Annotated in this window: 18 protein-coding genes and 1 CRISPR repeat array; of the genes, 12 read left to right on the top strand and 6 right to left on the bottom strand. The window is 52.3% G+C overall.

Annotated features, from left to right (window positions below):
- Window position 1: 1 nt before the first annotated feature.
- Window positions 2-2,117: direct repeats of the CRISPR family, unit length 32 nt; unit sequence GTCACCCCTCGCTGAGGGGTGTGGATTGAAAT.
- Between the two features lie 241 nt (window positions 2,118-2,358).
- Window positions 2,359-3,405: an NAD(P)H-dependent amine dehydrogenase family protein gene (locus BLU30_RS09585; RefSeq protein WP_090245863.1), complete on the bottom strand. Its 1,047-nt coding sequence runs from the start codon at window positions 3,403-3,405 to the stop codon at window positions 2,359-2,361.
- Between the two features lie 317 nt (window positions 3,406-3,722).
- On the opposite strand from BLU30_RS09585, the gene BLU30_RS09580 reads away from it, so the two are divergent.
- The 9 genes from BLU30_RS09580 (at window position 3,723) to larC (ending at window position 13,581) form a co-directional block, all read left to right on the top strand.
- Window positions 3,723-5,033: a DUF362 domain-containing protein gene (locus BLU30_RS09580; RefSeq protein WP_090245862.1), complete on the top strand. Its 1,311-nt coding sequence runs from the start codon at window positions 3,723-3,725 to the stop codon at window positions 5,031-5,033.
- Between the two features lie 72 nt (window positions 5,034-5,105).
- The gene (locus BLU30_RS09575) at window positions 5,106-7,088 is read left to right on the top strand and encodes a sigma-54-dependent Fis family transcriptional regulator (RefSeq protein ID WP_090245860.1); all 1,983 of its coding nucleotides are present in this window, start codon (window positions 5,106-5,108) and stop codon (window positions 7,086-7,088) included.
- 1 nt (window position 7,089) lies between these two features.
- Window positions 7,090-7,803, top strand: coding sequence for a lipoyl(octanoyl) transferase LipB (lipB, locus tag BLU30_RS09570; RefSeq protein ID WP_090245858.1), 714 nt, complete (start codon window positions 7,090-7,092; stop codon window positions 7,801-7,803).
- On the top strand, window positions 7,800-8,042 hold the full coding sequence (locus tag BLU30_RS09565) for a lipoyl domain-containing protein (protein ID WP_090245856.1): 243 nt from the start codon (window positions 7,800-7,802) through the stop codon (window positions 8,040-8,042). Before lipB ends, BLU30_RS09565 begins: the two co-directional genes overlap by 4 nt.
- A 1-nt stretch (window position 8,043) precedes the next feature.
- Window positions 8,044-8,787 carry an SDR family NAD(P)-dependent oxidoreductase gene (locus BLU30_RS09560; protein ID WP_090245854.1) on the top strand — a complete coding sequence of 248 codons (744 nt, stop codon included), beginning with the start codon at window positions 8,044-8,046 and terminating at the stop codon, window positions 8,785-8,787.
- A 3-nt stretch (window positions 8,788-8,790) separates the two neighbouring features.
- Window positions 8,791-10,638 (top strand): non-ribosomal peptide synthetase, encoded by a 1,848-nt coding sequence (locus BLU30_RS09555; protein WP_090245852.1) that lies wholly within the window; start codon window positions 8,791-8,793, stop codon window positions 10,636-10,638.
- An 84-nt stretch (window positions 10,639-10,722) separates the two neighbouring features.
- Window positions 10,723-11,553 (top strand): ATP-dependent sacrificial sulfur transferase LarE, encoded by an 831-nt coding sequence (larE, locus tag BLU30_RS09550; protein WP_090245851.1) that lies wholly within the window; start codon window positions 10,723-10,725, stop codon window positions 11,551-11,553.
- A complete protein-coding gene (gene larB / locus BLU30_RS09545; RefSeq protein ID WP_090245849.1) occupies window positions 11,546-12,307 on the top strand; it encodes a nickel pincer cofactor biosynthesis protein LarB in 762 nt (253 codons plus the stop codon). Before larE ends, larB begins: the two co-directional genes overlap by 8 nt.
- Complete coding sequence (gene larC / locus BLU30_RS09540) at window positions 12,307-13,581, top strand: nickel pincer cofactor biosynthesis protein LarC (protein ID WP_090245847.1); 1,275 nt, start codon at window positions 12,307-12,309, stop codon at window positions 13,579-13,581. The genes larB and larC overlap by 1 nt, the downstream gene beginning before the upstream one ends.
- 115 nt (window positions 13,582-13,696) lie before the next feature.
- Here the strand turns inward: larC and BLU30_RS09535 are convergent, their stop codons facing one another.
- The 5 genes from BLU30_RS09535 to BLU30_RS09515 form a co-directional block, all read right to left on the bottom strand.
- The gene (locus BLU30_RS09535) at window positions 13,697-14,401 is read right to left on the bottom strand and encodes an ABC transporter ATP-binding protein (RefSeq protein ID WP_090245845.1); all 705 of its coding nucleotides are present in this window, start codon (window positions 14,399-14,401) and stop codon (window positions 13,697-13,699) included.
- On the bottom strand, window positions 14,401-15,243 hold the full coding sequence (locus BLU30_RS09530) for an ABC transporter ATP-binding protein (protein ID WP_090245843.1): 843 nt from the start codon (window positions 15,241-15,243) through the stop codon (window positions 14,401-14,403). Before BLU30_RS09530 ends, BLU30_RS09535 begins: the two co-directional genes overlap by 1 nt.
- On the bottom strand, window positions 15,236-16,378 hold the full coding sequence (locus BLU30_RS09525) for a branched-chain amino acid ABC transporter permease (protein WP_090245841.1): 1,143 nt from the start codon (window positions 16,376-16,378) through the stop codon (window positions 15,236-15,238). The genes BLU30_RS09530 and BLU30_RS09525 overlap by 8 nt, the downstream gene beginning before the upstream one ends.
- Before the next feature lie 3 nt (window positions 16,379-16,381).
- Window positions 16,382-17,269, bottom strand: a complete 888-nt coding sequence (locus BLU30_RS09520) for a branched-chain amino acid ABC transporter permease (RefSeq protein ID WP_090245839.1) — start codon at window positions 17,267-17,269, stop codon at window positions 16,382-16,384.
- A gap of 83 nt (window positions 17,270-17,352) precedes the next feature.
- Complete coding sequence (locus tag BLU30_RS09515) at window positions 17,353-18,585, bottom strand: ABC transporter substrate-binding protein (RefSeq protein WP_090245837.1); 1,233 nt, start codon at window positions 18,583-18,585, stop codon at window positions 17,353-17,355.
- Window positions 18,586-18,829: 244 nt separating this feature from the next.
- On the opposite strand from BLU30_RS09515, the gene rpoN reads away from it, so the two are divergent.
- Genes rpoN through BLU30_RS09500 form a run of 3 tightly spaced genes read left to right on the top strand, consistent with a single transcriptional unit; the run spans window position 18,830 to window position 21,680 of the window.
- On the top strand, window positions 18,830-20,251 hold the full coding sequence (gene rpoN, locus BLU30_RS09510; protein WP_090245835.1) for an RNA polymerase factor sigma-54: 1,422 nt from the start codon (window positions 18,830-18,832) through the stop codon (window positions 20,249-20,251).
- Between the two features lie 17 nt (window positions 20,252-20,268).
- Window positions 20,269-20,847 (top strand): sugar O-acetyltransferase, encoded by a 579-nt coding sequence (locus BLU30_RS09505; protein WP_090245833.1) that lies wholly within the window; start codon window positions 20,269-20,271, stop codon window positions 20,845-20,847.
- The gene (locus BLU30_RS09500) at window positions 20,838-21,680 is read left to right on the top strand and encodes a CorA family divalent cation transporter (protein ID WP_090245831.1); all 843 of its coding nucleotides are present in this window, start codon (window positions 20,838-20,840) and stop codon (window positions 21,678-21,680) included. Before BLU30_RS09505 ends, BLU30_RS09500 begins: the two co-directional genes overlap by 10 nt.
- Window positions 21,681-21,771: the final 91 nt, after the last annotated feature.

Below are 21,771 nucleotides of genomic sequence, written 5' to 3'. Positions count from 1 at the left end.
GGTCACCCCTCGCTGAGGGGTGTGGATTGAAATCCAAGTTTTTTGGTTAAACGAGCCGGGCTATGGATCGTCACCCCTCGCTGAGGGGTGTGGATTGAAATCTCCAAATCGAGAGTAGTACACAGCGTACGTAGGGTCACCCCTCGCTGAGGGGTGTGGATTGAAATTGATCCTGAGTTGATCGAGCTCTTCAATGATTTCCTTGTCACCCCTCGCTGAGGGGTGTGGATTGAAATATACACCGGGTCCTCGTTATAAAATCCGCATTTGTCACCCCTCGCTGAGGGGTGTGGATTGAAATCATCGAGGTACAAACATGAACAAAATAAGCAATGGTATGTCACCCCTCGCTGAGGGGTGTGGATTGAAATCTTCGATTTACGGCAACAAACCAGATCCATTTCCCGTCACCCCTCGCTGAGGGGTGTGGATTGAAATTTTGGGCAGCTCTACCAAGCTGCTGACGCCAAAGCGTCACCCCTCGCTGAGGGGTGTGGATTGAAATTGCTATTTCACCAATGGTTGCTTCTACTCCTTCAAGTCACCCCTCGCTGAGGGGTGTGGATTGAAATCGGTCATTCAATAAATCAACATCAAACGGAAAATGTCACCCCTCGCTGAGGGGTGTGGATTGAAATTGAAAATAATGCGCTGGCATTTCCGCGCCGCTTGTCACCCCTCGCTGAGGGGTGTGGATTGAAATCTTTAGATTCCTATAGATGCCTTAAACATGCGCCGTCACCCCTCGCTGAGGGGTGTGGATTGAAATGAAAAAAGTATAAAATATAAGAGGAACAGAACAACGTCACCCCTCGCTGAGGGGTGTGGATTGAAATCTTATTCATGGCCATGGTTAATATTCCTTTCTTGTCACCCCTCGCTGAGGGGTGTGGATTGAAATTGAAAGGTGCTTTACATATTGATGACCGGAATGGGTCACCCCTCGCTGAGGGGTGTGGATTGAAATCCGATTTCACCCGATTGTCGGTATATGGTTCATTGTCACCCCTCGCTGAGGGGTGTGGATTGAAATTGGTGTTTTTAACGAAATTATTATGGGGTATGCGGGTCACCCCTCGCTGAGGGGTGTGGATTGAAATATAAAATCCATTTGCTATAAATACAGGAACGTAAGGTCACCCCTCGCTGAGGGGTGTGGATTGAAATATTAACTTTTATTGTATTATGATTACATAACATGTCACCCCTCGCTGAGGGGTGTGGATTGAAATGTTACCAGTTTGAGTGTATCCGTGCATTGCTATTGTCACCCCTCGCTGAGGGGTGTGGATTGAAATATAGTTTTGTTGAGCAATTGAAAAATCTAGGATGTCACCCCTCGCTGAGGGGTGTGGATTGAAATGAAACCTTGTTTATATTGGGTTTGTTATCTTCCTGTCACCCCTCGCTGAGGGGTGTGGATTGAAATCTACCCAGCTTATGGGTTACATTAATTGGATTTTCGTCACCCCTCGCTGAGGGGTGTGGATTGAAATGCAGGAGCAGGTCAGGGCATTCTCAGTCTCAACCGTCACCCCTCGCTGAGGGGTGTGGATTGAAATGACCCATTGTTGACATTGCCACCGAAAAGGGCGACGGTCACCCCTCGCTGAGGGGTGTGGATTGAAATGCAGGAGCAGGTCAGGGCATTCTCAGTCTCAACCGTCACCCCTCGCTGAGGGGTGTGGATTGAAATGACCCATTGTTGACATTGCCACCGAAAAGGGCGACGGTCACCCCTCGCTGAGGGGTGTGGATTGAAATCAGATTAGAAGGCCCTCTGGTTATCTGGTAATTTAGTCACCCCTCGCTGAGGGGTTATGTCACCCCTCGTTGAGGGGTGTGGATTGAAATTGGGAAATTGTTGGTGGGGTCCAGGGGGCCATTGTCACCCCTCGTTGAGGGGTGTGGATTGAAATTTAACCGGTATAGCCCGGTACCCAGCCCGTTTCCAGTCACCCCTCGCTGAGGAGTGTGGATTGAAATCCCTGTTGCAAGACGGCTACACAGTGTTAATTTGTCACCCCTCGCTGAGGAGTGTGGATTGAAATGTCACATTGTCCTGGTATTTGGCAAAAATGTAGTGTCACCCCTCGCTGAGGGATGTGGCTTGAAGTCTCTATCTGTCCCAATTCTGTTATTGATGTAGAGTCACCCTTTATTGAAGGACATGGATCGAAACAGCCAATCTGTCAATCGGATGGGGGCATCACCCAAGGAATTGCTTACGACAGGGAACAGAGTAAAAAAAGAATAATTAATATTTAAAAAGCAAGAAACGACCCCTCTCCTACACATAGGACAGAGTGAGTCGTTTCTTGTCTTAAAAGGCCTTTCATTTTATTGAATCAGCATTGTCTAATTCCACGGATCGACATAAAGCCCCATGGGATAACTCAAATACCGCAGGCGATCCAGCTGATCGACGGTGATATAGCCAGGCTGGGCATTGATTACTGTGGGAATACGATTGACGATGGTGGCACAGGTGTGTTCAACTGTGGCGGGCTTAGCCACGGAGAAAGTAGTATCGGGTTCGCCGATAATTTTCCAATCGCATAAATCACCATCATCTGGTCCGTAGACCTTCCCGATACAAGAGGTTTCAATGATGGGTCCCTGGAAGGTTTCGGTAGTAACCACTGCACCCATTCCAATGACCCGGCCAGGCTCAATGGTTTTGCCCATGGTCTGGGAAAGAATGGGGGAATGGTGATAATAAGGCACACATTTTTGATTTTGGGATTTGATGGTCCAGCCCATCAAACGGCACAGGGCCTCATTGGAATTCCACACATAAGAAGGCTCCAGCACATCGGGGTGGGCCAGGGTTTCTTCGAAAGCCTCAGGGCTCAAGTCGACCCCATGGGCCTTGGCCAGAGCCAGGCCGTATTCTTCTACATTATAGCTGACAGCACCTTCAATTCGGGTGATATTTTGAACCCCACCGGCCACATACCCGATGAGATTAATCCAAAAGATATCCTCCATTCCGCTGCCCGTCAAGGTACAGAAATTGTCCTTTGCCAGGCGATCCAGTGTGTTGGTCAGGGGACTGGCCGTACTCCAGGAATCCGTAAGCTCTTCACAGGTCGAAATGACATTGATCCCCCGGGAGAGACAGGCTTGAAAATGGGGGAAGCAATCCTCAACGAAGCTAAAGAGGGTAACGACGGCGATATTGGCATCACAATGATCCAACACAGCTTCTGCATCATCCTGAATGGTGACACCTAATTCCATATCCAATCCGGCAAAAATGCCAACATCCATCCCAACAACATCGGGATTGACATCAATGGCACCGACGATCTCCGCTCCCTTTTCGTAGAGATAGCGGATGATGACCTTTGCCATTTTTCCACAGCCATATTGAACAACTCGGACGCGCTCATGGTTTAACATAACGAACCTCCTTATGATGGGTTTGATTGACTTTAGTATAGTCCGGTATTCTGTAGCATGTCCCAAACTTAAGGGAGGAAGAAATGGATTTAAGGGGAAGCAAAGGATCCATCAAAAAGTGTTTCTTGTGACCGAAAATGGGACACAAAGTGGCACACATCTGTGTGTCATTATGATACACCCAAGGGTAGGATGCTATAATAAGGCCAGAAACAAAGGTTTACAGACCATGTGGATAATTGGCATGGCTCTTGCTTTAATATAAGGTACCCAGTCCGCTGGGAATAACCGGTAGGGATACCAAAAGGAGCAATATGATGAGTAAACCAAAAGTCGCTGTCGTGAAAGTGGAGAGACCGGAGGGGAATGATCAGTTCTTGGCCGGCAAGTATGTTCGGGTGGAAGAGGATATTCAGAAAATCAAGGCAGCGGTGGGGAAGGCCATCGAGCTGTCTGTGGGCTCCCTTGATGAAATCATCAAGGAAGGGGATTATGTTCTGATTAAGCCCAATCTGGCTTTTCAGGCACCTCCGGAAAGCTTTGCAGTAGTGGACCCCCGGACCATTGAGGCGGTGGTATCCTATGTGAAGGAAAATTCCAAAGCCGGTAAGGTTGTTGTGGGGGACAATCCTTCCCTGGGCATGCACGTCGGACGGGCAAAACCAGCTTTTGCCGAATCGGGGATGGAGGAAGCCGCTCGTCTTGGCGGTGCGGATGAGGTGATTTACTTTGATGAGAAGGAAGTGCTCCCCATGGATGTTCCCGGGGCCAAGGTCTTTAAGCATGCTACGGTATTTAAGCCCTTCCTGGATGCGGATGTGGTCATCAATCTGCCGAAGATGAAGGTCCACCTGGCCGGAACGGTAACCCTGGGGATTAAGAATTGGAATGGGATTATTCCAAACTGTCATCCCAGTGGCCAGCAGCAGGGGTGCCATCGCATTGATTTGGGCCAAAAGATGGCGGATTGTCTGAAGATTCGCCAGGCGGATCTGACCATTGTTGACGCGGTTATCGGTATGGAAGGCCAGGGACCCCATGCGGGAACCCCCATTGAAATGGACTTAATTGTGGCTGGGCGCAGTACCCCCTCGGTGGATGCCGTCGCCTGCTCGATCATGGGGTTCGATCCCATGGAGATCCCTGCGGTACGCTGTGCCGGTACGGATGGCCTGGGTGAGATTAACCTGGATAATATAGAGGTTTTGGGAGAACCCGTCGCCTCTGTGATGAAGCATTTTAAACGCCCCAATGGCGATCCCATCGGGATGTACAATGGACTGACCTGTTGTATGCAGCAGACCTGTGATGGCTGCTATGTCAATGTTCGGGGGGCCCTGGACAGCTTTGCCATCAGTGGCATCAATATGGATAAGTTCTTAAAGGAACGGGGAGAAGTTGTGGTCATTGCCGGTGGAGTTCCTTCCTTTGATCCGGAAATTTGTGTGGATAAAACGGTGTTTATCTGTGGGGATTGCTGGGAAAAATTTGAAACGGCAGATGCCGTTCGAGAAGGGGCAAAAAAAGCCAAGAAAGTGGTTTATTATCCGGGATGTGCACCGGTTTATATTTTCTCCAAGCTGAATACCGATTTGCAGAAGATGGCCGCTGGACAGGATATCGATTGATTTTTTAATGAATAAGGAGGGGGCGGATAAGATCACTTCCCCCTCCCGGGAGTTAGTGTAAGGAGGTCCATCATGGTATTTATGCCTGATTTCGAAAGGCTGTACAGGGATTGGTGCAGGTATTATGAGGAGGGGGTTTTTTCGGAGACGCTCCGGCCTGATATCAGCGCTTCCTGGAAGCGTTGCAGGGCATTAGGGCTTGACCCCCTGGCACTGAACCGAACGCCGGTGGTGTCAGAGGGGGATTTCCAGGAACGGGTCCGGAAAAATCGGAATCTTCTGGATGAGAGCATCCCTTTTATGATGGAACTTCAGGAATTTGTGGCAGGCTCTGGGTTTTCCACCACCCTAACTGATGTGGATGGGGTGGTGCTGGAGCTGATTTGTGATCCGGAAATATTGGAGGAGGCCTTTACAAGGAACCTGGTCCAAGGCAGTATCTGGAACGAGAAGCGGGCAGGAACCAATGCAACGGGACTGGCTATTATCACGGCCCAACCCATCCAGGTCATTGGAGAGGAGCACTATTTTAAATGCTACCATGGGCTGACCTGTTCGGCATCCCCTATTTTTGATGCCCAGGGGCAGCTTCTGGGGGTGCTGGATATGTCTGGTCCCAAGGAATTCAGCTTCCCCCACACCCTGGGAATGGTGGTGGCCGCCACAAAGGCCATTACCCGCCAGCTGTGCATTGCAGAGTCCAGCCGCCAGCTGGACCTCACCAACCATTACCTTAAGGCGGTGATGGAATCCATGGATAAGGGGGTAGTGGCAGTGGATGTCAATGGGAAGATCATTGGAATTAACTCCGATGGTGCCAAGATTTTAAATACCACGACCTTTGATTCCTATGGAAAGAATATTTTAGATATTATGGAGGGGGAGAATATTCTGGCGGATGGGACCGGAAAGCTTCAGGCCGTCACCCGGGAAAAACGGCTGGTGACTGGGACGGGCAGTATTAACTGCCTGGTGAATCAGCGCCTTATACGACACGATAACGGCGATGTGGCCGGGGTCGTGGCTACCTTAAAGGACTTAAAGCACAAGGCTGCGATCAATCGGGATGTGCGTAAGGGCACCCGGTTTACCTTCGACGATATCCTGGGGGAAAGCTCAAGCCTTCTCCGGTCCGTCCATTTGGCCAAGGTGGCCTCCAGTGGAGACTCCACCATTCTCCTATTGGGGGATAGCGGCACGGGTAAGGAAATGTTTGCCCAGGCGGTGCATAATGCCCATCAGAGCAATCAGCCCTTTGTGGCAGTGAATTGTGCGGCCATCCCCGAGAATCTCATGGAGAGCATTCTTTTTGGCTACGAGGAGGGATCCTTCACCGGGGCCAGCCGCCATGGGCGGAAGGGAAAGTTTGAGCTGGCTGAGGGGGGGACCATCTTCCTGGATGAAATAGGGGAGATGTCCATGAATACCCAGACGGTGCTTCTCCGGGTTCTTCAGGAGCGCTATGTCCAGCGTATTGGCGGCACGAAGGACATCCCGGTGAACCTTCGGGTGATCGCCGCCACCAACCAGAATTTGCTGGAGGCGGTTAAGGAAAAACGCTTCCGCCAGGATTTGTACTATCGGCTTAACGTGTTGGAGATTAAGATTCCAGCCTTAAAAGATCGCCCCGGGGATATTCCTATTTTAGCCGAGGCTTTTATGAAGGAGCTATCGGAAAAATTTGGGAAGACCATTGCACCGCTATTGCCTTCTACGATTCGGGTCCTTGAGGGCTACGATTGGCCGGGAAATGTCCGTCAGTTTCGCCATGCCATTGAACAGGCGATTTACTTTACAGAGAAAAATCGCATTGACGATTATTTCATATCGGATTACCTGCCCCAGCAGATCAGTGTGGGTGCGGTGATGATGCCTGTTTCTGAAGGTCCGACAGCTGGGGAGACGGTACCACCGGATTTAAAGGCCCTGGAAATGCAGGCTATCCGGGAGGCCATTCGACGTCTGGGGGATAAAAAGAAAGCGGCGGCCTTTCTGGGGATTTCCAGAAGTACCCTGTACCGTAAAATCAGCCAATATCATTTGGACGAGGATTAGCATGGAGAAGGAAATACGTTGGATGGATCTGGGTAAGGTGGATTACGAAGGGGCTTTTTGCATTCAGGGGGAACTTCACCGTCATCGGGTGGCTGGGGACATCCCGGATATTTTGTTGTTCCAGGAGAACCCGCCCACCATAACCCTTGGTCGGGATGCCCATGAAGAAAACCTTCTCCACAGCCGGGAGGAGTACCGGACCCAGGGTTTTGATGTGGTGTCAGTGAGCCGGGGCGGGGATGTGAGCTATCATGGCCCGGGACAGCTGGTTATTTCAGCCATTGTGGCCTTTGAGGATTATGCCCCGGGGGCCGTGGCCTTTGTTCGCCTTTTGGAGCAGGTGGCCATGGATACCCTGGCGGCTTTTGATATTGGAGCAACACGACTCCGGGGCTTATCCGGGGTGTGGGTGACAGACCCTGGCACCGGGGAGCTGGCTAAAATCGCTGCCCTGGGACTTGAGATATCCCATGGTATTTGTGCCCATGGAATGGCCATGAATGTGGCCCCAGACCTGACCCATTTCAGGGCGATTATTCCCTGTGGGATTCGGGATCGAGGCGTGATTTCCATGGCATGCCTGGGGGTGAGGCCAACCCTGCCCCAGGTTCGGGATGAGTATTTAAAAGCATTTTGTCGTATTTTTGGAAGAACGGCCAGAGCAGCCGCATTGGAGGATTTGCCAGTGGGCAGAACCCAGAAGGAGGCGTTATGATGACAACAGCAATTATTGTACCAAAGTTTGCAGAGGGTGCAGAGGATATCAAGTTACGGCAATGGCTGGTGGGGCCTGGGGAATCCGTTGAGGCGGGTCAGAATATTGCAGAGATTGCCACGGATAAAATTTCGGCCTATATCGAGGCACCGGCTGCGGGGACCATTACGGCCCTTTTGGCAGAGGAGAAGGATCGGGTGGCGGTGGGCCAGACCATCGGTGAAATGGAGGCTCTTTAAAATGGCCGGTAAACATGAAGGTCAGGTGGTGATCATCACGGGATCGGCCCGGGGAATCGGCTATACCATGGCGGAGTATCTGGATGGATTAGGGGCTTCGGTGGTTATTGCAGATATCGATGAGGAGGCGGCAGTGGCTGCGGCGTCTGCCCTGTCCGGTGATACCCTGGCCATGGGGTGCAATATTACGGATGAGACGTCTGTTGCAGCCATGGTGGATGGCGTTATGGCCAAGTATGGACGCATCGATGTCCTGATTAACAATGCGGGTATTTTTCCGGTGAAGATTTTCTCAGCCATGACCTTCGAAGATTGGAAGACCGTTATTGACATTGATTTAAACGGGACCTTCCTGGTCACCCATGCCGTTTACGCGGTGATGGAAGAACAGAAATCCGGTAAAATTATTAATGTGGCCTCCATTGCCGGTCGGGTGGGGGGCTTTGGCTTCACCCATTATTCTGCCGCCAAGGGTGGGGTTATTGCGTTCACTAAGGCCCTGGCCCGGGAGGCCGCCAAGCTTGGAATCCAGGTGAATGCCCTGGCACCAGGGGTGGTGGTAACCGATATGGCCAAGAGCAACTTCCCCAAATACGCCTTGGATGAGCACATCCGCGTTACCCCGGCAGGCCGTTTGGGCAAGCCCGAGGATCTCCTGGGGGCGGTTTCCTTCCTAAGCTCTCCGGAAAGTGACTATGTCGTCGGTCAGGTACTGACGGTAGATGGCGGGTATACGATGGTATAGGGCATGAATATCCAGGACGTTTTTTTACGCTTACAAGGCAATACTGCCCCCATTGACATGATTGAGATGGACGGGAGCCGCATAGCCATGACCTACAGTGATTTGGTGGACGATGCTAAGGTTTTGCTGGGCGGATACCAGGCCCAGGGAATCCCGGTGGGGGCTCCACTGGTCCTTCAGTGCCGCAGTATTCGACAGACCATTACCAGCCTGTGGGGGGCTATCCTTGGCGGTTATGTACCGGCTGTTTTGGCCATCCCCCGGGATGCGGCATCCCGGGCCATTTTTGAAAAAGCCCTGGAAAGTCTGGAGGCGCCTTGGGTGATCACGGATCTTGAGGATTCTGCCGGAGCATCGGGGAAAAGGGTCCTGCCCCTGCGGGCCCTTACCCGGGGGGGACCGGGTCAGGTGGTACCGGGGCTGGACGACGATCCGGGGATGCTGCAATTTACCTCGGGGACGACCAGTGCCCCCAGGGCCGCCGTCTTGACCCTGAAGAATCTCTTGGAAGGGGGCATCGCCAGCAGTGTCGTGGTGCGGCCCGGGGTCACCGAGCGCTACATTAGCTGGCTGCCCCTGTCCCATTGCTTTGGGTTGATCGCAAACCATCTGGTCCCCTTGGTGGGCGGCTTTCCCCAGCGCCTCATCCATCCGGCCTGTTTCCTGAGGGATCCGGCCATCTGGGTTCGGGAGGCCAGTGCCTTTCAGGCTACCATTTCAGGGCTGCCCCTCTTCGGGGTAGAGGCCTTGCTGACGGCCGCGTTGCCTGAGGAGGCGGATTTGTCCGCCATGCACATTTGCTTTGTGGGGGGTGAGGATGTATCGCCAAAGCCCTTGTGGGATTTGGAAGCACGGCTGGCACCCCTGGGATTTCGACCCTGCACCCTGAGCCCGGCCTATGGCCTTAGTGAAACGACTATGGGAGTGGCCTACACTCCCGTGAGGACACCCCTGCGGGTGGATGCCTTTTTAAACGATCATCTGAGGGTGGGGGATCGGATATTTTTTTGTGAGCCCGAAGAGGACGCCCTGATTCGGGTGTCTGTAGGGGTGCTGGATGCTTGTAATACCGTGGAGATACGGGATGAGGAGGGAAGGGTTCTCCCTGAAGAGCACCTGGGCCATGTAATCGTCCGGGGATCCAATGTGATGAAGGGATATTATCCCTGTCATGCTGAAGCCCACCCGGGGGTCATGGCCGATGGCAGCTTTGACACCGGGGATTTAGGTTGGTTTCGAAGGGGCTGGCTGACTATTTTTGGACGGAGTAAGAACATCATCATCCACAATGGCAAAAAATACCTGGTGACCGATCTGGAGCGAACGGCTTCTGGAGAGGATGAGGCAGTCGTGATTGCCCAGGGGATCCTGACCGGGGAAACACAGCCTCAGCTGGTGCTCTTTGGAACGGGCTCAGAGGATCAGATCCGGGAGGCGGCTAAACGCCTGGCGGGTTATTGGCACCTGAGCCCCAGCTATGGGGTCTGCCTGTCCCAGCTTCCGGTAACCGCCTCGGGTAAAATCAATCGCCTGGCCCTGTCCTTTGCCTTGGAGCAAGGAGATTATGCCCAGGCCTTCTTTACCCTCGGGGATGGCCCAGGGGAGGCCCTCACTGGAAAATATGCAGAAATGGCTGATGTGTGGTCTCAGGTGCTGGGTATATCGGCTGAGGGTATGGGTATGGACACCCACTTTGTTTTAGATTTGGGGGGCGATTCTCTGGGAATGGCAGATTTACTGTGGCGCCTGGAAAAAAAGGCAGGACACCCGGTAAACATTGATTACATTGAAGGGCATCTGACCCTCGGCGATTTTACCAATCAATATTTAGAAATTATAAAAGAGGACTAATAAATTTACGGGTGACTTGAGTATGGTCGTGGAATCGACTAAAATAGAAGGGTACATGAATTCAATTCGGAACGGAAGGTTTTAATGAAAAATGACTTACAACACAAACTTGAAACACTAAAGGGCATCCTGGGAAGCCATGGTCCCCTTTGCGTGGCCTATTCCGGAGGGGTGGACAGTGCCCTGTTGCTCCGGGTAGCCCAGGAGGTCCTGGGGGAGGACTGCATTGCCATCACGGCCGATGGGGCCATGCTGCCCCGGAGTGAATTCACCGAGGCCCAGGCCCTGGCCAAAAGCCTGGGGGCAAAGCTCATCACCATTCCCGTGGATGTGTGCGGTTTCCAACCCTTTGTGGAAAACGGACCCCGGCGGTGTTACTTTTGCAAAAAAGAAATCTTTACCGCCATTAAAAATCGTGCGCTGACCGAGGGGATCACCACCATTGTGGATGGCTCCAATCTGGATGACGGCAAGGATTACCGCCCGGGCATTGCGGCCCTTAGGGAAATGCAGGTCCTTAGTCCTTTTGTGCTGGCAGGCATGACCAAGGCAGATATTCGGGGGATTTCTGCCTATTATGGCCTGCCCACAGCGACTAAGCCCTCCATGGCCTGCCTGGCCACCCGGATTCCAACGGACACGCCCATCACTGCCGGGGCCTTGGCCCTGATCGAGGCTGGTGAGGAAGCGTTGAAGGCCCTGGGGCTTCGCCAATACCGCCTGCGACTTTTGGGGGATTTGGTTAAAATTGAATGCCCACCCGAGGATTTTGGAAAAATCATGACAGCCCGCCAGACTTTAATTGAAGCCTTTAAGGCCCTGGGCGTTCGGCAAATCACCTTGGATTTAGAGGGCTATGGCTGTGGCAAGATGAATCGGGCCCAAGGGGAGAAAGATGAGGCACAGGATGAATGAAAAGCATCTAAAAGAGTTATTAAACCAAGTTAAGTCCGGACAGCTTTCCGTAGAGGGGGCCGTGGCGGATTTAAAGACTTTACCCTACGATGACCTGGGCTATGCCAAGGTGGATCACCATCGGGAACTGCGCAAGGGCTTTCCGGAGGTGATTTATAGTCCGGGGAAAACTCTGCCCCAGATCCAGGGGATCGTGGCCAACCTGCTGGAGAAAACCGATGGGAATATCCTGGCTTCCCGGGCTAGTCGGGAGGTTTACGAGGCCATTCTGGCCATTACTGCCGATGCGGTGTATTATGAGGAAGCCCGGAGCGTGGTGGTTCGTCGAAAGCCCTACGAGGCCACCACTGGAAAGATCTTAGTGGTTTCAGCGGGGACATCGGATATTCCCGTGGCCGAGGAGGCCGCTGTGACGGCCCAGGTTTTAGGGAACAGTGTTGAGCGCCTCTACGATGTGGGGGTGGCGGGCATCCACCGTCTTTTGGATAAGGTGGCGGTCATTAATCAGGCCCGGGTACTCATTGTGGTGGCCGGGATGGAAGGGGCCCTGGCCTCGGTGGTGGGAGGACTGACGGATAAGCCCGTCATCGCTGTACCCACCAGCATTGGCTATGGGGCCAGCTTTGGGGGGGTCTCGGCTCTTCTGGGGATGCTCACCTCCTGTGCCAGCGGGGTAGGGGTGGTAAATATTGACAATGGCTTTGGTGCCGCCTGCATGGCGTCTAAAATTAACAAGTTGGCGGAGGAGGCGTGATGAAAAAGACCCTTTATATTGAATGTACCTCAGGAATCAGTGGGGATATGGTGTTGGGTGCCTATTTGGATTTAGGGATTTCCCCGGAGCTTTTGAAGGCAGAGCTTGACAAGCTGGAGATCTCAGGATACCGCATTGAGGTGGAAAAAACCAGTCGCTACGGTATTGCGGGTACCCGTTGCCATGTGATTTTAGTGGATGAAACCGGGCATCACCATGATGGGGGACACGGTCACCACAGCCACGTCCATCACGGGGACCATGGCCATGCCCATGGAGATCCGGCCCCGGGATACGATGAAGGGGCCGCCCATCACCATCACCACCGCAGCTATAAGGATATTGTCGCCCTGATTGAAGGCTCGATCTTGGATGGGGCGGTAAAGGATACGGCCCTGGCCATCTTCGCCCGGGTGGCCCAGGCCGAGGCCAAGGTTCACCAGGTACCTGTGGAGGAGGTTCATTTTCACGAGGTAGGTGCGGTGGATTCCATTGTGGATATTGTGGGAGCCGCCATTTGCCACCATGCCCTGGGGGCAGAGCTCACCTGGGGATCAGCGGTTAATGTGGGCAGTGGCACCGTGCGCTGTGCCCATGGCATTCTCCCGGTTCCAGCCCCTGCTACGGCGGAAATTTTGGCGGGATCGGATTTTGCCACCTACGGAAAGCATATTAATGGGGAAGCGGCCACCCCCACTGGGGTCGCCATTTTAGCCGAGCTGGCTACCTATCAGGCCGATCGTCCAGCCTTTGCGGTGGATGCGGTGGGTTATGGCTTTGGCGGCCGGGACTTCGGCATTCTCAATGCCCTGCGGATTTTTAAAGGACACACCACCGGGGCGCCTGAGGATCGGGTGACGGTGATTGATACCAATGTGGATGATATGACCGGAGAAATGGCAGGCTACGCCATGGAGCGGCTCCTTGGGGCCGGAGCACTGGATGTGTTCTACACCCCCATTCAGATGAAGAAAAACCGCCCGGGTATCCGCATCACTGTGCTGGCCGAGGAGGCCGATGTGGCGAAGCTTGAGCATATCCTTCTCACCGAGACCACCACCATCGGGATTCGAAAGTACGAAGCAGCGCGCCTGTGTATGGACCGGCGCTTTGAAAAACGTCAGACCCCCCTGGGGGAGGTGACCTATAAAATCTGCGATTACCGGGACATCCACCGGGAAACCCCGGAGTACGAGGACCTGCGGCGCATTGCCCAGGAAAGGGGACTGGACCTGGGGCAGGTTATACGGCAGATTGAAGCCTTCGTTCGCTGAGTGTTGTGCAACGTAGGGGCTGTTGGGAATAATATAACAGTCTAGTCCTAACCTAAAAGCAAAGGCTTACCGCACAACACAGCGGTAAGCCTCTGCTTTTTTATTTCCTGTATGCTTATTCCCCCAAATACGCCTTCTTCACCGATTCGCTGGCCAGAAGCTCGGCTCCGGTACCCGATAAGGTAATCCGGCCCGTCTCCAGGACGTAGGCGTAATCCGCAATTTCCAGGGCGGCCTTGGCATTTTGCTCAATAAGAAGCACATTTACTCCAGCGGCATTAATCTCTTTAATAATGGAGAAAATATCCTTAATGATCAGGGGAGCCAGTCCCAGGGAGGGCTCATCCATCATCAGAAGCTTGGGACGGCTCATGAGGGCCCGGCCCACGGCCAGCATCTGCTGTTCCCCTCCGGAAAGAGTACCTGCGGTCTGCCACTCCCGTTCCAGAAGCCTTGGGAAGAGGGTGTACACCCACTCCTTATCCTTCTGGATGCCCGCCTTATCCTTTCTCAGATAAGCCCCCATGGCCAGATTTTCCGCCACGGTGAGGTCCGGAAAAACCCGTCGCCCCTCGGGGCAAAGGACAATCCCTTCCTTTACGATATCCCGGGTTTGGAACTTGGTAATATCCGTCCCGTCAAAGGCGATGGTTCCCTCACTGGAAGGCACCAGGCCCATAATGGTTTTCAAGGTTGTGCTTTTTCCCGCACCATTGGCACCGATTAAGGAAATGATTTGGCGGTCCGGGACCTCCAGGCTCACGCCGTCCAGGGCGTGGATGCCACCGTAATATACATGTAAGTCTTCGATCTTTAGCATTAATCCTCGCCCTTTCCTAAATACGCCTCAATAACCCGGGGATTATTTTGCACTTCCTCTGGATTCCCCTGGGCAATCAGAATGCCGTAATCCAACACATAGATATTCTCACAAATCCCCATGATAAACTGCATATGATGCTCAATCATGAGAATGGACAAATCAAAATCATCCCGAATCTTTGCGACAAAGTGCATCAGCTCATCGGTTTCCTGGGGATTCATCCCGGCGGCGGGTTCATCCAGAAGGAGGAGCTTAGGCTCGGTGGCCAGGGCTCTTGCGATTTCCAGATGGCGCTGCTTCCCATAGGGAAGGGATGAGGCGATATCGTCCTTATTATCCAGGAGGCCGACAATGCGTAACAGCTCCGTTACCTCTTCCTTCATACGTTGTTCTTCCTTGCGGTTAATCCGGAAGGTATCTGCAAAGATATTTCCCTTCATGCGCATATGCTTGGCAATAAGGACGTTATCAAAGACCGTCAGACTTTTAAACAGACGGATATTTTGGAAGGTCCGGGCGATGCCCAGTTTGGTAATCTTATCCGGGGTTAATCGTTTGGTGGTGGTATACTTCCCATTATTCTGGCCCGTGTACAATTTTTTCATTTTTCCCCGGGGATGGTCCTCCACCACCAGGTGATCCTCGAAATGAATTTGTCCGTTGGTGGGGGGATAAACCCCGGTAATGACATTGAAGGCCGTGGTTTTCCCGGCACCATTGGGGCCAATAAGACCCACAATCTGTCCCTTTTCCACGCTCAGATTCAGGTTATCCAGGGCGACAACGCCCCCAAATTGCATGGTGGCATCCGCCACCCTAAGAATGGTTTCATTACTCATGGTCAGTACCTCCTGTTGCGGGATCGGCTGGTTTCTTGCCGGTAATCTTGTTCTTTAAGGCAAGTCCCCAATTGTAAATGGCATCCCAGGAGAATTCATTCTGTCCCATAATGCCCCGGCGCCAGAAGAGCACCACGACCATGAGGAGGATGGAGAAGACCACCATTCGGAAGCCTGTCCGCAGGAAGGGCACCTGGAAGGTGCCAATGGTCATGGGAACATCCAGGAAGCGCAGCCACCATTCCTTGGCAAAGGTCACCAGGAAGGCGGCCAGGATACTGCCGGTGATGCTGCCCATCCCACCGATGACCATAATCAATAAAATATTGTAGGTCAGCATGACCGTAAAGGTAGTGGAGGTGACAGCACCCAGGAACATGGCCAGAAGTGCCCCGGCGATACCAGCAAAAAAGGAGCTGGACACGAAGGCCATCAGCTTGGTCTTCGCCAGGCCAATCCCCATGGCTTCTGCTGCAATTTCATCCTCCCGGATGGCCTTAAAGGCCCGTCCGTAGGAGCTATTGATGAGAAGGACGATGACCACAATGCAGATGGCCACCACGATAAAGGGCACATAAAAGGGTGGGATGATGCCGGGTAAGAATTGGTCGTAGCCCGGAATAGCCTTTAACCCCAGGGAACCATTGGTAATCTGGTTGAACAGAGAGCTGGCCACCAGGATTCGGACAATTTCTGCAAAGCCCAGGGTGGCAATGGCGAAATAGTCACTTTTCAAACGCAGAACCGGCGCCCCGATAATGGCCGCCAGCAGTGCGGCAAAGGCACCCGCCAGGATAATGGCCAAAATGGGGGAGAGCTGGATATTGGCAATGGCATCAGCCACACCGTAGAGATAATACACCCCGGGTTTGGCTGAAACCGGAATGGTTAAAATGGCGTAGAGGTAAGCACCGATCGCCATAAATCCTGCTTGTCCCAGGGAAAAGAGGCCTGTAAAGCCATTTAAGAGGTTCATGGACAGGGTGGCCAGGGCGTAAATGGCAGAAAGCTGGAGGACAGTCCGGAGCATATCCGTAGAAGCCGTCGTCTGGTCGATGACCACCAGGAGGAGAGAGAGAAGGGCCAGTGCCACCACCGAGGCGATGGTTTTGGTTTTTTTAGAGAGCTTTTTCATGGGTTACACCTTCTCTTCCATGGTCTCACCAAAGAGCCCTGTGGGTTTAAACATCAACACCACAATGAGAAGGGCAAAGGTAAAGACATCGCTGAATTCTGAATAGCCTGCTGCTTTAATGAAGGTTTCGCATAGACCAATGACGAAGCCCCCCACGACGGCTCCAGGAATACTGCCGATCCCGCCAAACACTGCGGCGATAAAGCATTTAAGCCCAGGCAGAGAGCCTGCCATGGGGAAAACGGACGGTCTCGGGGTAAAGTAAAGCATGGAACCCACAGCCGCCAAAAAGCATCCGATGACGAAGGTCATGGTAATGACTGTATTAATTTGGACCCCCATGAGTTTAGCGGTTTCAAAATCTTTAGAAACTGCCCGCATGGCCATCCCAATCTTGGTATATTTAATAAGGAGCATCAGAAGAATAACAAAAATCAAGGTGATGATTGGGGTGATGAAGGTTGCGATGGAGGTGGAAACCTCCCCCAGGGTAATGGTTTGGTTCAAAATGGGGATATCCGGGTATTGCTTAGGCAGGGCTGAAAAGAAGTAGGTTGCCACATTTTGCAAGAGATAGGAAACCCCAATAGCGGAAATCATAATGGACATCCGGGGAGCCTCCCGAAGGGGTTTGTAGGCCACCTTCTCAATGACCACCCCTAAAATCACAGTGGCCACAATCATAATGACCATGGAGACGTACCAGGGCAGGGCGAAATCCACCATAGCGAAAATCATAAAATAAGCCGCCATCATGAAGATATCTCCATGGGCGAAGTTGATCAGGCGCAGAATCCCATAGACCATGGTATACCCAATGGCGATGAGGGCATAAATCCCCCCAATGGAAATCCCGGCCAGACAATAAGACAAGAACGACGCGGTAGTCACAAGCTGTAATCCTCCTAACCGAAGTAAAAAAAGTGGGGTGGCGTTAAGTCGCCCCCCACGGGTTGTACGCTGCGTTTAAATCCCTATTTTTTATTATCCTTGACAGTTTGAGTTTTGACGAATTCAAAGGTCTTGGATGCCAGGGAATTATCGGTGACGGTTTTGATAAAAGCGGTATCTTTAACAGCATCGCCGTTTTCATCAAAGACAATCTTACCGGTGACACCCTGGGTATCGACATTCTTCAGGGCAGCTTGAATCGCTTCAGAGGTAATACCGTTGGTGGCATCGACCTTACTCAGTGCTTCGTAGATTGCCATGTAGGAATCGTAGCTTAGAGCAGAAACCGCCGCAACGGTGTCGGTGTTGGCGTTTGAGGCAATATTCTTAGGATCAGAATTTAAGTAAGCTTTAAAGCCAGTCACGAAATCTGTTGCCACAGGGTTGCTGGTATCATTTTCATCAAAGAAGGTAGACAGGGCAATGCCGACACTATCCTTGGAGATGATGGCTGCATTTTCCCAGGTATCCCCAGCCATTACTTTAGCGGTGATGCCGTTGGCCTTAATCTGTGGCAGAATAAGGGTCGCTGTATTAATGGAAGATGGGGTAAAGATACATTCGGGATTAGCGGCTTTAATTTTGGTCAGGATAGCATTGAAATCCGATTCGTTAGTCTGATAGGTTTCATCAGCCACAATTTCACCGCCAAGATCCTGGAAGGCCTGCTTGAAGTAGCCGGCTAAACCGGTGGAGTAGTCATCCCCATTTTGGGAGATAACAGCGGCTTTCTTATAGCCGGAATCGATGGCGTAGTTGGCCATAACAGTACCCTGGAAGGGATCCAGGAAGGCAATCCGGAAATAATAATCATTACCTAAGGTTACCTGTGGGTTGGTTGCGGAGCAAGCTACGGCAGGAACCTTTGCATTTTTAAAAGTTTCACCGGCAGCGATGGAAACCGCAGAGCCGTAGGAACCGGATACAGCCACGACACCCTGGCTGATTAAGGACTGGGCAGCGGTGACGGCAGCAGCCTTGTCCGATTGGTTATCCACTTCGACTAATTCAATTTTATAGGTCTTGCCCCCAATGTCGATGGTGGGCTTGACGGTGTTGGCATAACGGACACCCAGGACTTCCTGCATCCCGCCGCCGCCGTTTTCACCAGTGGTCGGTTGGAAAACACCAATTTTAATGGTATCACCCTCAACGGTATTGCCGGTACCTGAGGTCGATTGGCCACCGCCTCCGCATCCAGCGAACACGGTTGCGGCAAGTAAAGCCACAACTAAGAATAATGAGATTTTCTTCATCTTCAGAATCCCCCTTCAATTTACATACTGAAATTTGCCTTAAGGCATGATGATATTATACCGCCTTTGTCCTGGAATGTAAACACTTTGAGGGGGTTATGTGAAATTCTTCAAACAATAGTCCGTGAAATAAATACAAAAAGACGAAAAATGTCCGTAGATTATGACCACTCGTATTTACACTTTTTAAAAGACCGAAAATTTGATATACTAAAGGCATCCGTTGAAACGGGGGAGACAATTTATGAATAAACTAGAACATCAGGGTAGCCTGTCCATTGAGCAAAGCCAGAAGCTGGTACTGACTCAGCAAATGCGGGAATCCATCGAAATCCTACAGATGACCTGCATGGAGCTGAAGCAGCACATCGACCAGGCCCTGCTGAGCAACCCTCTTTTGGAGCAGGATGACGCCGCCACTGAGAACATTGAACAAAATGAAGCTCAGACGGAAGAACGAGCGGAAAGTGCCGATCAGATTGAGTGGGAGGACTATTTTCAGGATGGTTATGAGCCCAGCTATGCCAAGGGGGGAGGCTTAGCCGATGCTGACGAATCCGGCTTTGACTTCGAGCGGATTCGTTATGGTGGAATGGATTTGTACGCTCACCTCAAATTCCAGCTCAAAACCAGCGGGACCAGTGCAGACGCCAAACGGAATGAGATCTGTCTGCACCTCATCGATTGTATTGATGGGGATGGCTATCTCTTTGTGGATCAGGAAGCGGCAGCCCAGATCCTGGGGGTGACCATCCATCAGGTGGAGGATGCCATCAAGACCATCCAAACCTTTGACCCTCCAGGGGTGGGTGCCCGAAATATTGGGGAATGCCTGGCCATTCAGCTAAGAGAGTTGGGGCTCCTCACCCCCACCCGTCAAATGCTTTTAGGTGGCTATCTTTTGGACATCGCCAACAATCATTTTAAAAAAGTGGCGGCAGCCACGGGGTTAGATGAGGATGCCATTGCGGCTTTTAAGATGCAGCTCAAAGAATTGAATCCCAGGCCGGGCTGTCTCTTCGATGCCCAGGAAGCCCTGGAGTATGTGGTGCCTGACGGTAGTATCGAGTGGGTGGACGGTAAGCTGCTGGTCCATATTAACGATATCAGCGCACCGCGGCTAACCATTAATCGGGTCTATCGAAGACTGCTGACCAACCGGGATTCCTGCGATGCCGGAACCCGGGAATATATCAAAAGCAATTTGGACAAGGCCCTGGCCCTGGTGAAAAATATCGATAAGCGCCGGGAGACCATCCGACGGATCATCACCGTCATTGGGGAAGTCCAGGAGGATTATTTCTTAAGCCGCTGTGAGCACCTATTGCCCCTGACATTGGCAGAGGTGGCGGAGCAGGCGGATGTCCACGAGTCCACCGTCAGCCGGGCGGTCCGGGGAAAATATATCCAGACCCCCAAGGGAATTTTTGCCCTCAAAGATTTTTTCAAACGGGGATACGCCGCGGGAAATACTGCAGTATCCTCGGATGGCATTTGTGCCATGCTTCGGGAACTCATTGATGGGGAAAATCCCATTAAGCCCCTGAGTGATCAGAAGCTGACAGATGCTTTGGCAGAGCGGGGTATTGTCATCGCCAGAAGGACGGTGGCTAAATATCGGGAGGGGATGGGAATTCCCGCAGCATCGGGGCGAAAGCAGCACTAAGAAGACGGAGGATCGCAATGACGGAACAGGAAAAAATGCAGGCAGGACGACTTTATAATGCACTGGATCCGGAAATACGAAAGCTTCAATGGGGTGCGAAGGCACTTATCCAGGAGTATAACCAGACCGGCCCGGACGAAGGGGAAAAGCGTCAGGCCATTTTAAAATCCCTTTTAGGAACTGCCGGACCCCGGGCCCTCATCGAGCCGGATTTCCGATGCGATTTTGGCTTTAATATCCATATTTTAGGGCGGGCAATCATCCATTTTAATTGTGTGATGCTGGATTCTGCCCCCATCACCATTGGCGTCGATGCCTTTATTGGTCCAGGGTGTTGTCTGGCTTGTACCACCTATCCTGTATCAGCCGCAGCGCGCAATGCCGGACTGGCCTACGCCAGACCCATTACCATTGGGGAAAGCGTGTGGATTGGCGCCGGCTGTACTGTGCTGGGGGGCATCACCATTGGGGCTGGCAGTGTCATTGGCGCCGGGTCCGTGGTGGTTTCGGATATTCCCGAGGGAGTGGTGGCTGCGGGCAATCCCTGTCGGGTGCTGCGTTTAGTGGCCGATCGGGAAGGATTGCCATGTCTGTAATTGAGTACTTGCCGTCCCAAGGGGATGAGACTCTGGAAGCCCTTTTGGGTGAGACGGTTTATACCCATCAGCGGAAACGGCGGCATTTTTGCCTTCCGGTGGGGAATAAAGGCTATTTTCTGGCCTTTAACCCCAGGGGCAGTAAAATGTCCGGGATGACGGAACGCCAGAGCATCTATTGTGATGGGAATACCCTGCGTTACTACGGAGCGGATAAACGGAGCCGGGCCATCCTGGGGGGATTAGAGCCCCTTGGTGGTGACCATGACGCCTTTTGGGTGTTGGCCATGTTTTTTACCGAGCTCACTGAAGAGGACGTGGATCACCTGGAGATGATGGAGGAAAAAATCAATAACCTGGAGCTCCAGCTTCTGACCAATAAAGGGGCGGCCCACTCGGAGCTTTCCCGGATTGCGGATTTTCGGAAGGCGCTCCTTACGCGAAAGCGCTACTACGACCAGCTGGGCCTGATTATCGATCGCCTGGCCGAGGACCAAATCGGGGTTATTCCCGAGGGTGTCCGGCGGCACTTCCATGCCCTTGGGCAATACCTGCGCTATTTGCTGCAATTCGTGGTGGATCTTAGGGAGTTTGTCACCCAGGTCCGGGAAGCTTACCAGGCAAAAATCGATATCGATCAAAACCAGACCATGAAAATTTTCACGGTGATCACCGCTGTTTTTCTGCCATTATCCCTTATCGTGGGTTGGTACGGCATGAATTTTAACATCCCGGAATTTGGTTGGGCCCACGGCTATCTCTACGTCATCGTCCTAAGCGTCGCCGTTTGCGTGGCCAGCTTCATTATCTTCAAACGTAAAAAATGGTTTTAGCCCACATCCCCGTTCAACGAATGGGGCTTTTTTTATTGGAAAATCAACCCAAAGGTTGACGACATATAGGAAAGCTTTGGATATAATTAAA

The organism is Eubacterium barkeri, from assembly GCF_900107125.1.
In the GTDB taxonomy this organism is placed as follows: domain Bacteria; phylum Bacillota; class Clostridia; order Eubacteriales; family Eubacteriaceae; genus Eubacterium_O; species Eubacterium_O barkeri.
Note: the sequence above shows the minus strand (reverse complement) of the source record. Positions and strands in the feature narration are given on the sequence as shown.

Excerpts from the sequence above, each read along its gene's own strand:
- BLU30_RS09585 (WP_090245863.1), bottom strand. The coding sequence starts at position 3,405 with ATGTTAAACCATGAGCGCGTCCGAGTTGTTCAATATGGCTGTGGAAAA.
- BLU30_RS09580 (WP_090245862.1), top strand. The coding sequence starts at position 3,723 with ATGAGTAAACCAAAAGTCGCTGTCGTGAAAGTGGAGAGACCGGAGGGG.
- BLU30_RS09575 (WP_090245860.1), top strand. The coding sequence starts at position 5,106 with ATGGTATTTATGCCTGATTTCGAAAGGCTGTACAGGGATTGGTGCAGG.
- lipB (WP_090245858.1), top strand. The coding sequence starts at position 7,090 with ATGGAGAAGGAAATACGTTGGATGGATCTGGGTAAGGTGGATTACGAA.
- BLU30_RS09565 (WP_090245856.1), top strand. The coding sequence starts at position 7,800 with ATGATGACAACAGCAATTATTGTACCAAAGTTTGCAGAGGGTGCAGAG.
- BLU30_RS09560 (WP_090245854.1), top strand. The coding sequence starts at position 8,044 with ATGGCCGGTAAACATGAAGGTCAGGTGGTGATCATCACGGGATCGGCC.
- BLU30_RS09555 (WP_090245852.1), top strand. The coding sequence starts at position 8,791 with ATGAATATCCAGGACGTTTTTTTACGCTTACAAGGCAATACTGCCCCC.
- larE (WP_090245851.1), top strand. The coding sequence starts at position 10,723 with ATGAAAAATGACTTACAACACAAACTTGAAACACTAAAGGGCATCCTG.
- larB (WP_090245849.1), top strand. The coding sequence starts at position 11,546 with ATGAATGAAAAGCATCTAAAAGAGTTATTAAACCAAGTTAAGTCCGGA.
- larC (WP_090245847.1), top strand. The coding sequence starts at position 12,307 with ATGAAAAAGACCCTTTATATTGAATGTACCTCAGGAATCAGTGGGGAT.
- BLU30_RS09535 (WP_090245845.1), bottom strand. The coding sequence starts at position 14,401 with ATGCTAAAGATCGAAGACTTACATGTATATTACGGTGGCATCCACGCC.
- BLU30_RS09530 (WP_090245843.1), bottom strand. The coding sequence starts at position 15,243 with ATGAGTAATGAAACCATTCTTAGGGTGGCGGATGCCACCATGCAATTT.
- BLU30_RS09525 (WP_090245841.1), bottom strand. The coding sequence starts at position 16,378 with ATGAAAAAGCTCTCTAAAAAAACCAAAACCATCGCCTCGGTGGTGGCA.
- BLU30_RS09515 (WP_090245837.1), bottom strand. The coding sequence starts at position 18,585 with ATGAAGAAAATCTCATTATTCTTAGTTGTGGCTTTACTTGCCGCAACC.
- rpoN (WP_090245835.1), top strand. The coding sequence starts at position 18,830 with ATGAATAAACTAGAACATCAGGGTAGCCTGTCCATTGAGCAAAGCCAG.
- BLU30_RS09505 (WP_090245833.1), top strand. The coding sequence starts at position 20,269 with ATGACGGAACAGGAAAAAATGCAGGCAGGACGACTTTATAATGCACTG.
- BLU30_RS09500 (WP_090245831.1), top strand. The coding sequence starts at position 20,838 with ATGTCTGTAATTGAGTACTTGCCGTCCCAAGGGGATGAGACTCTGGAA.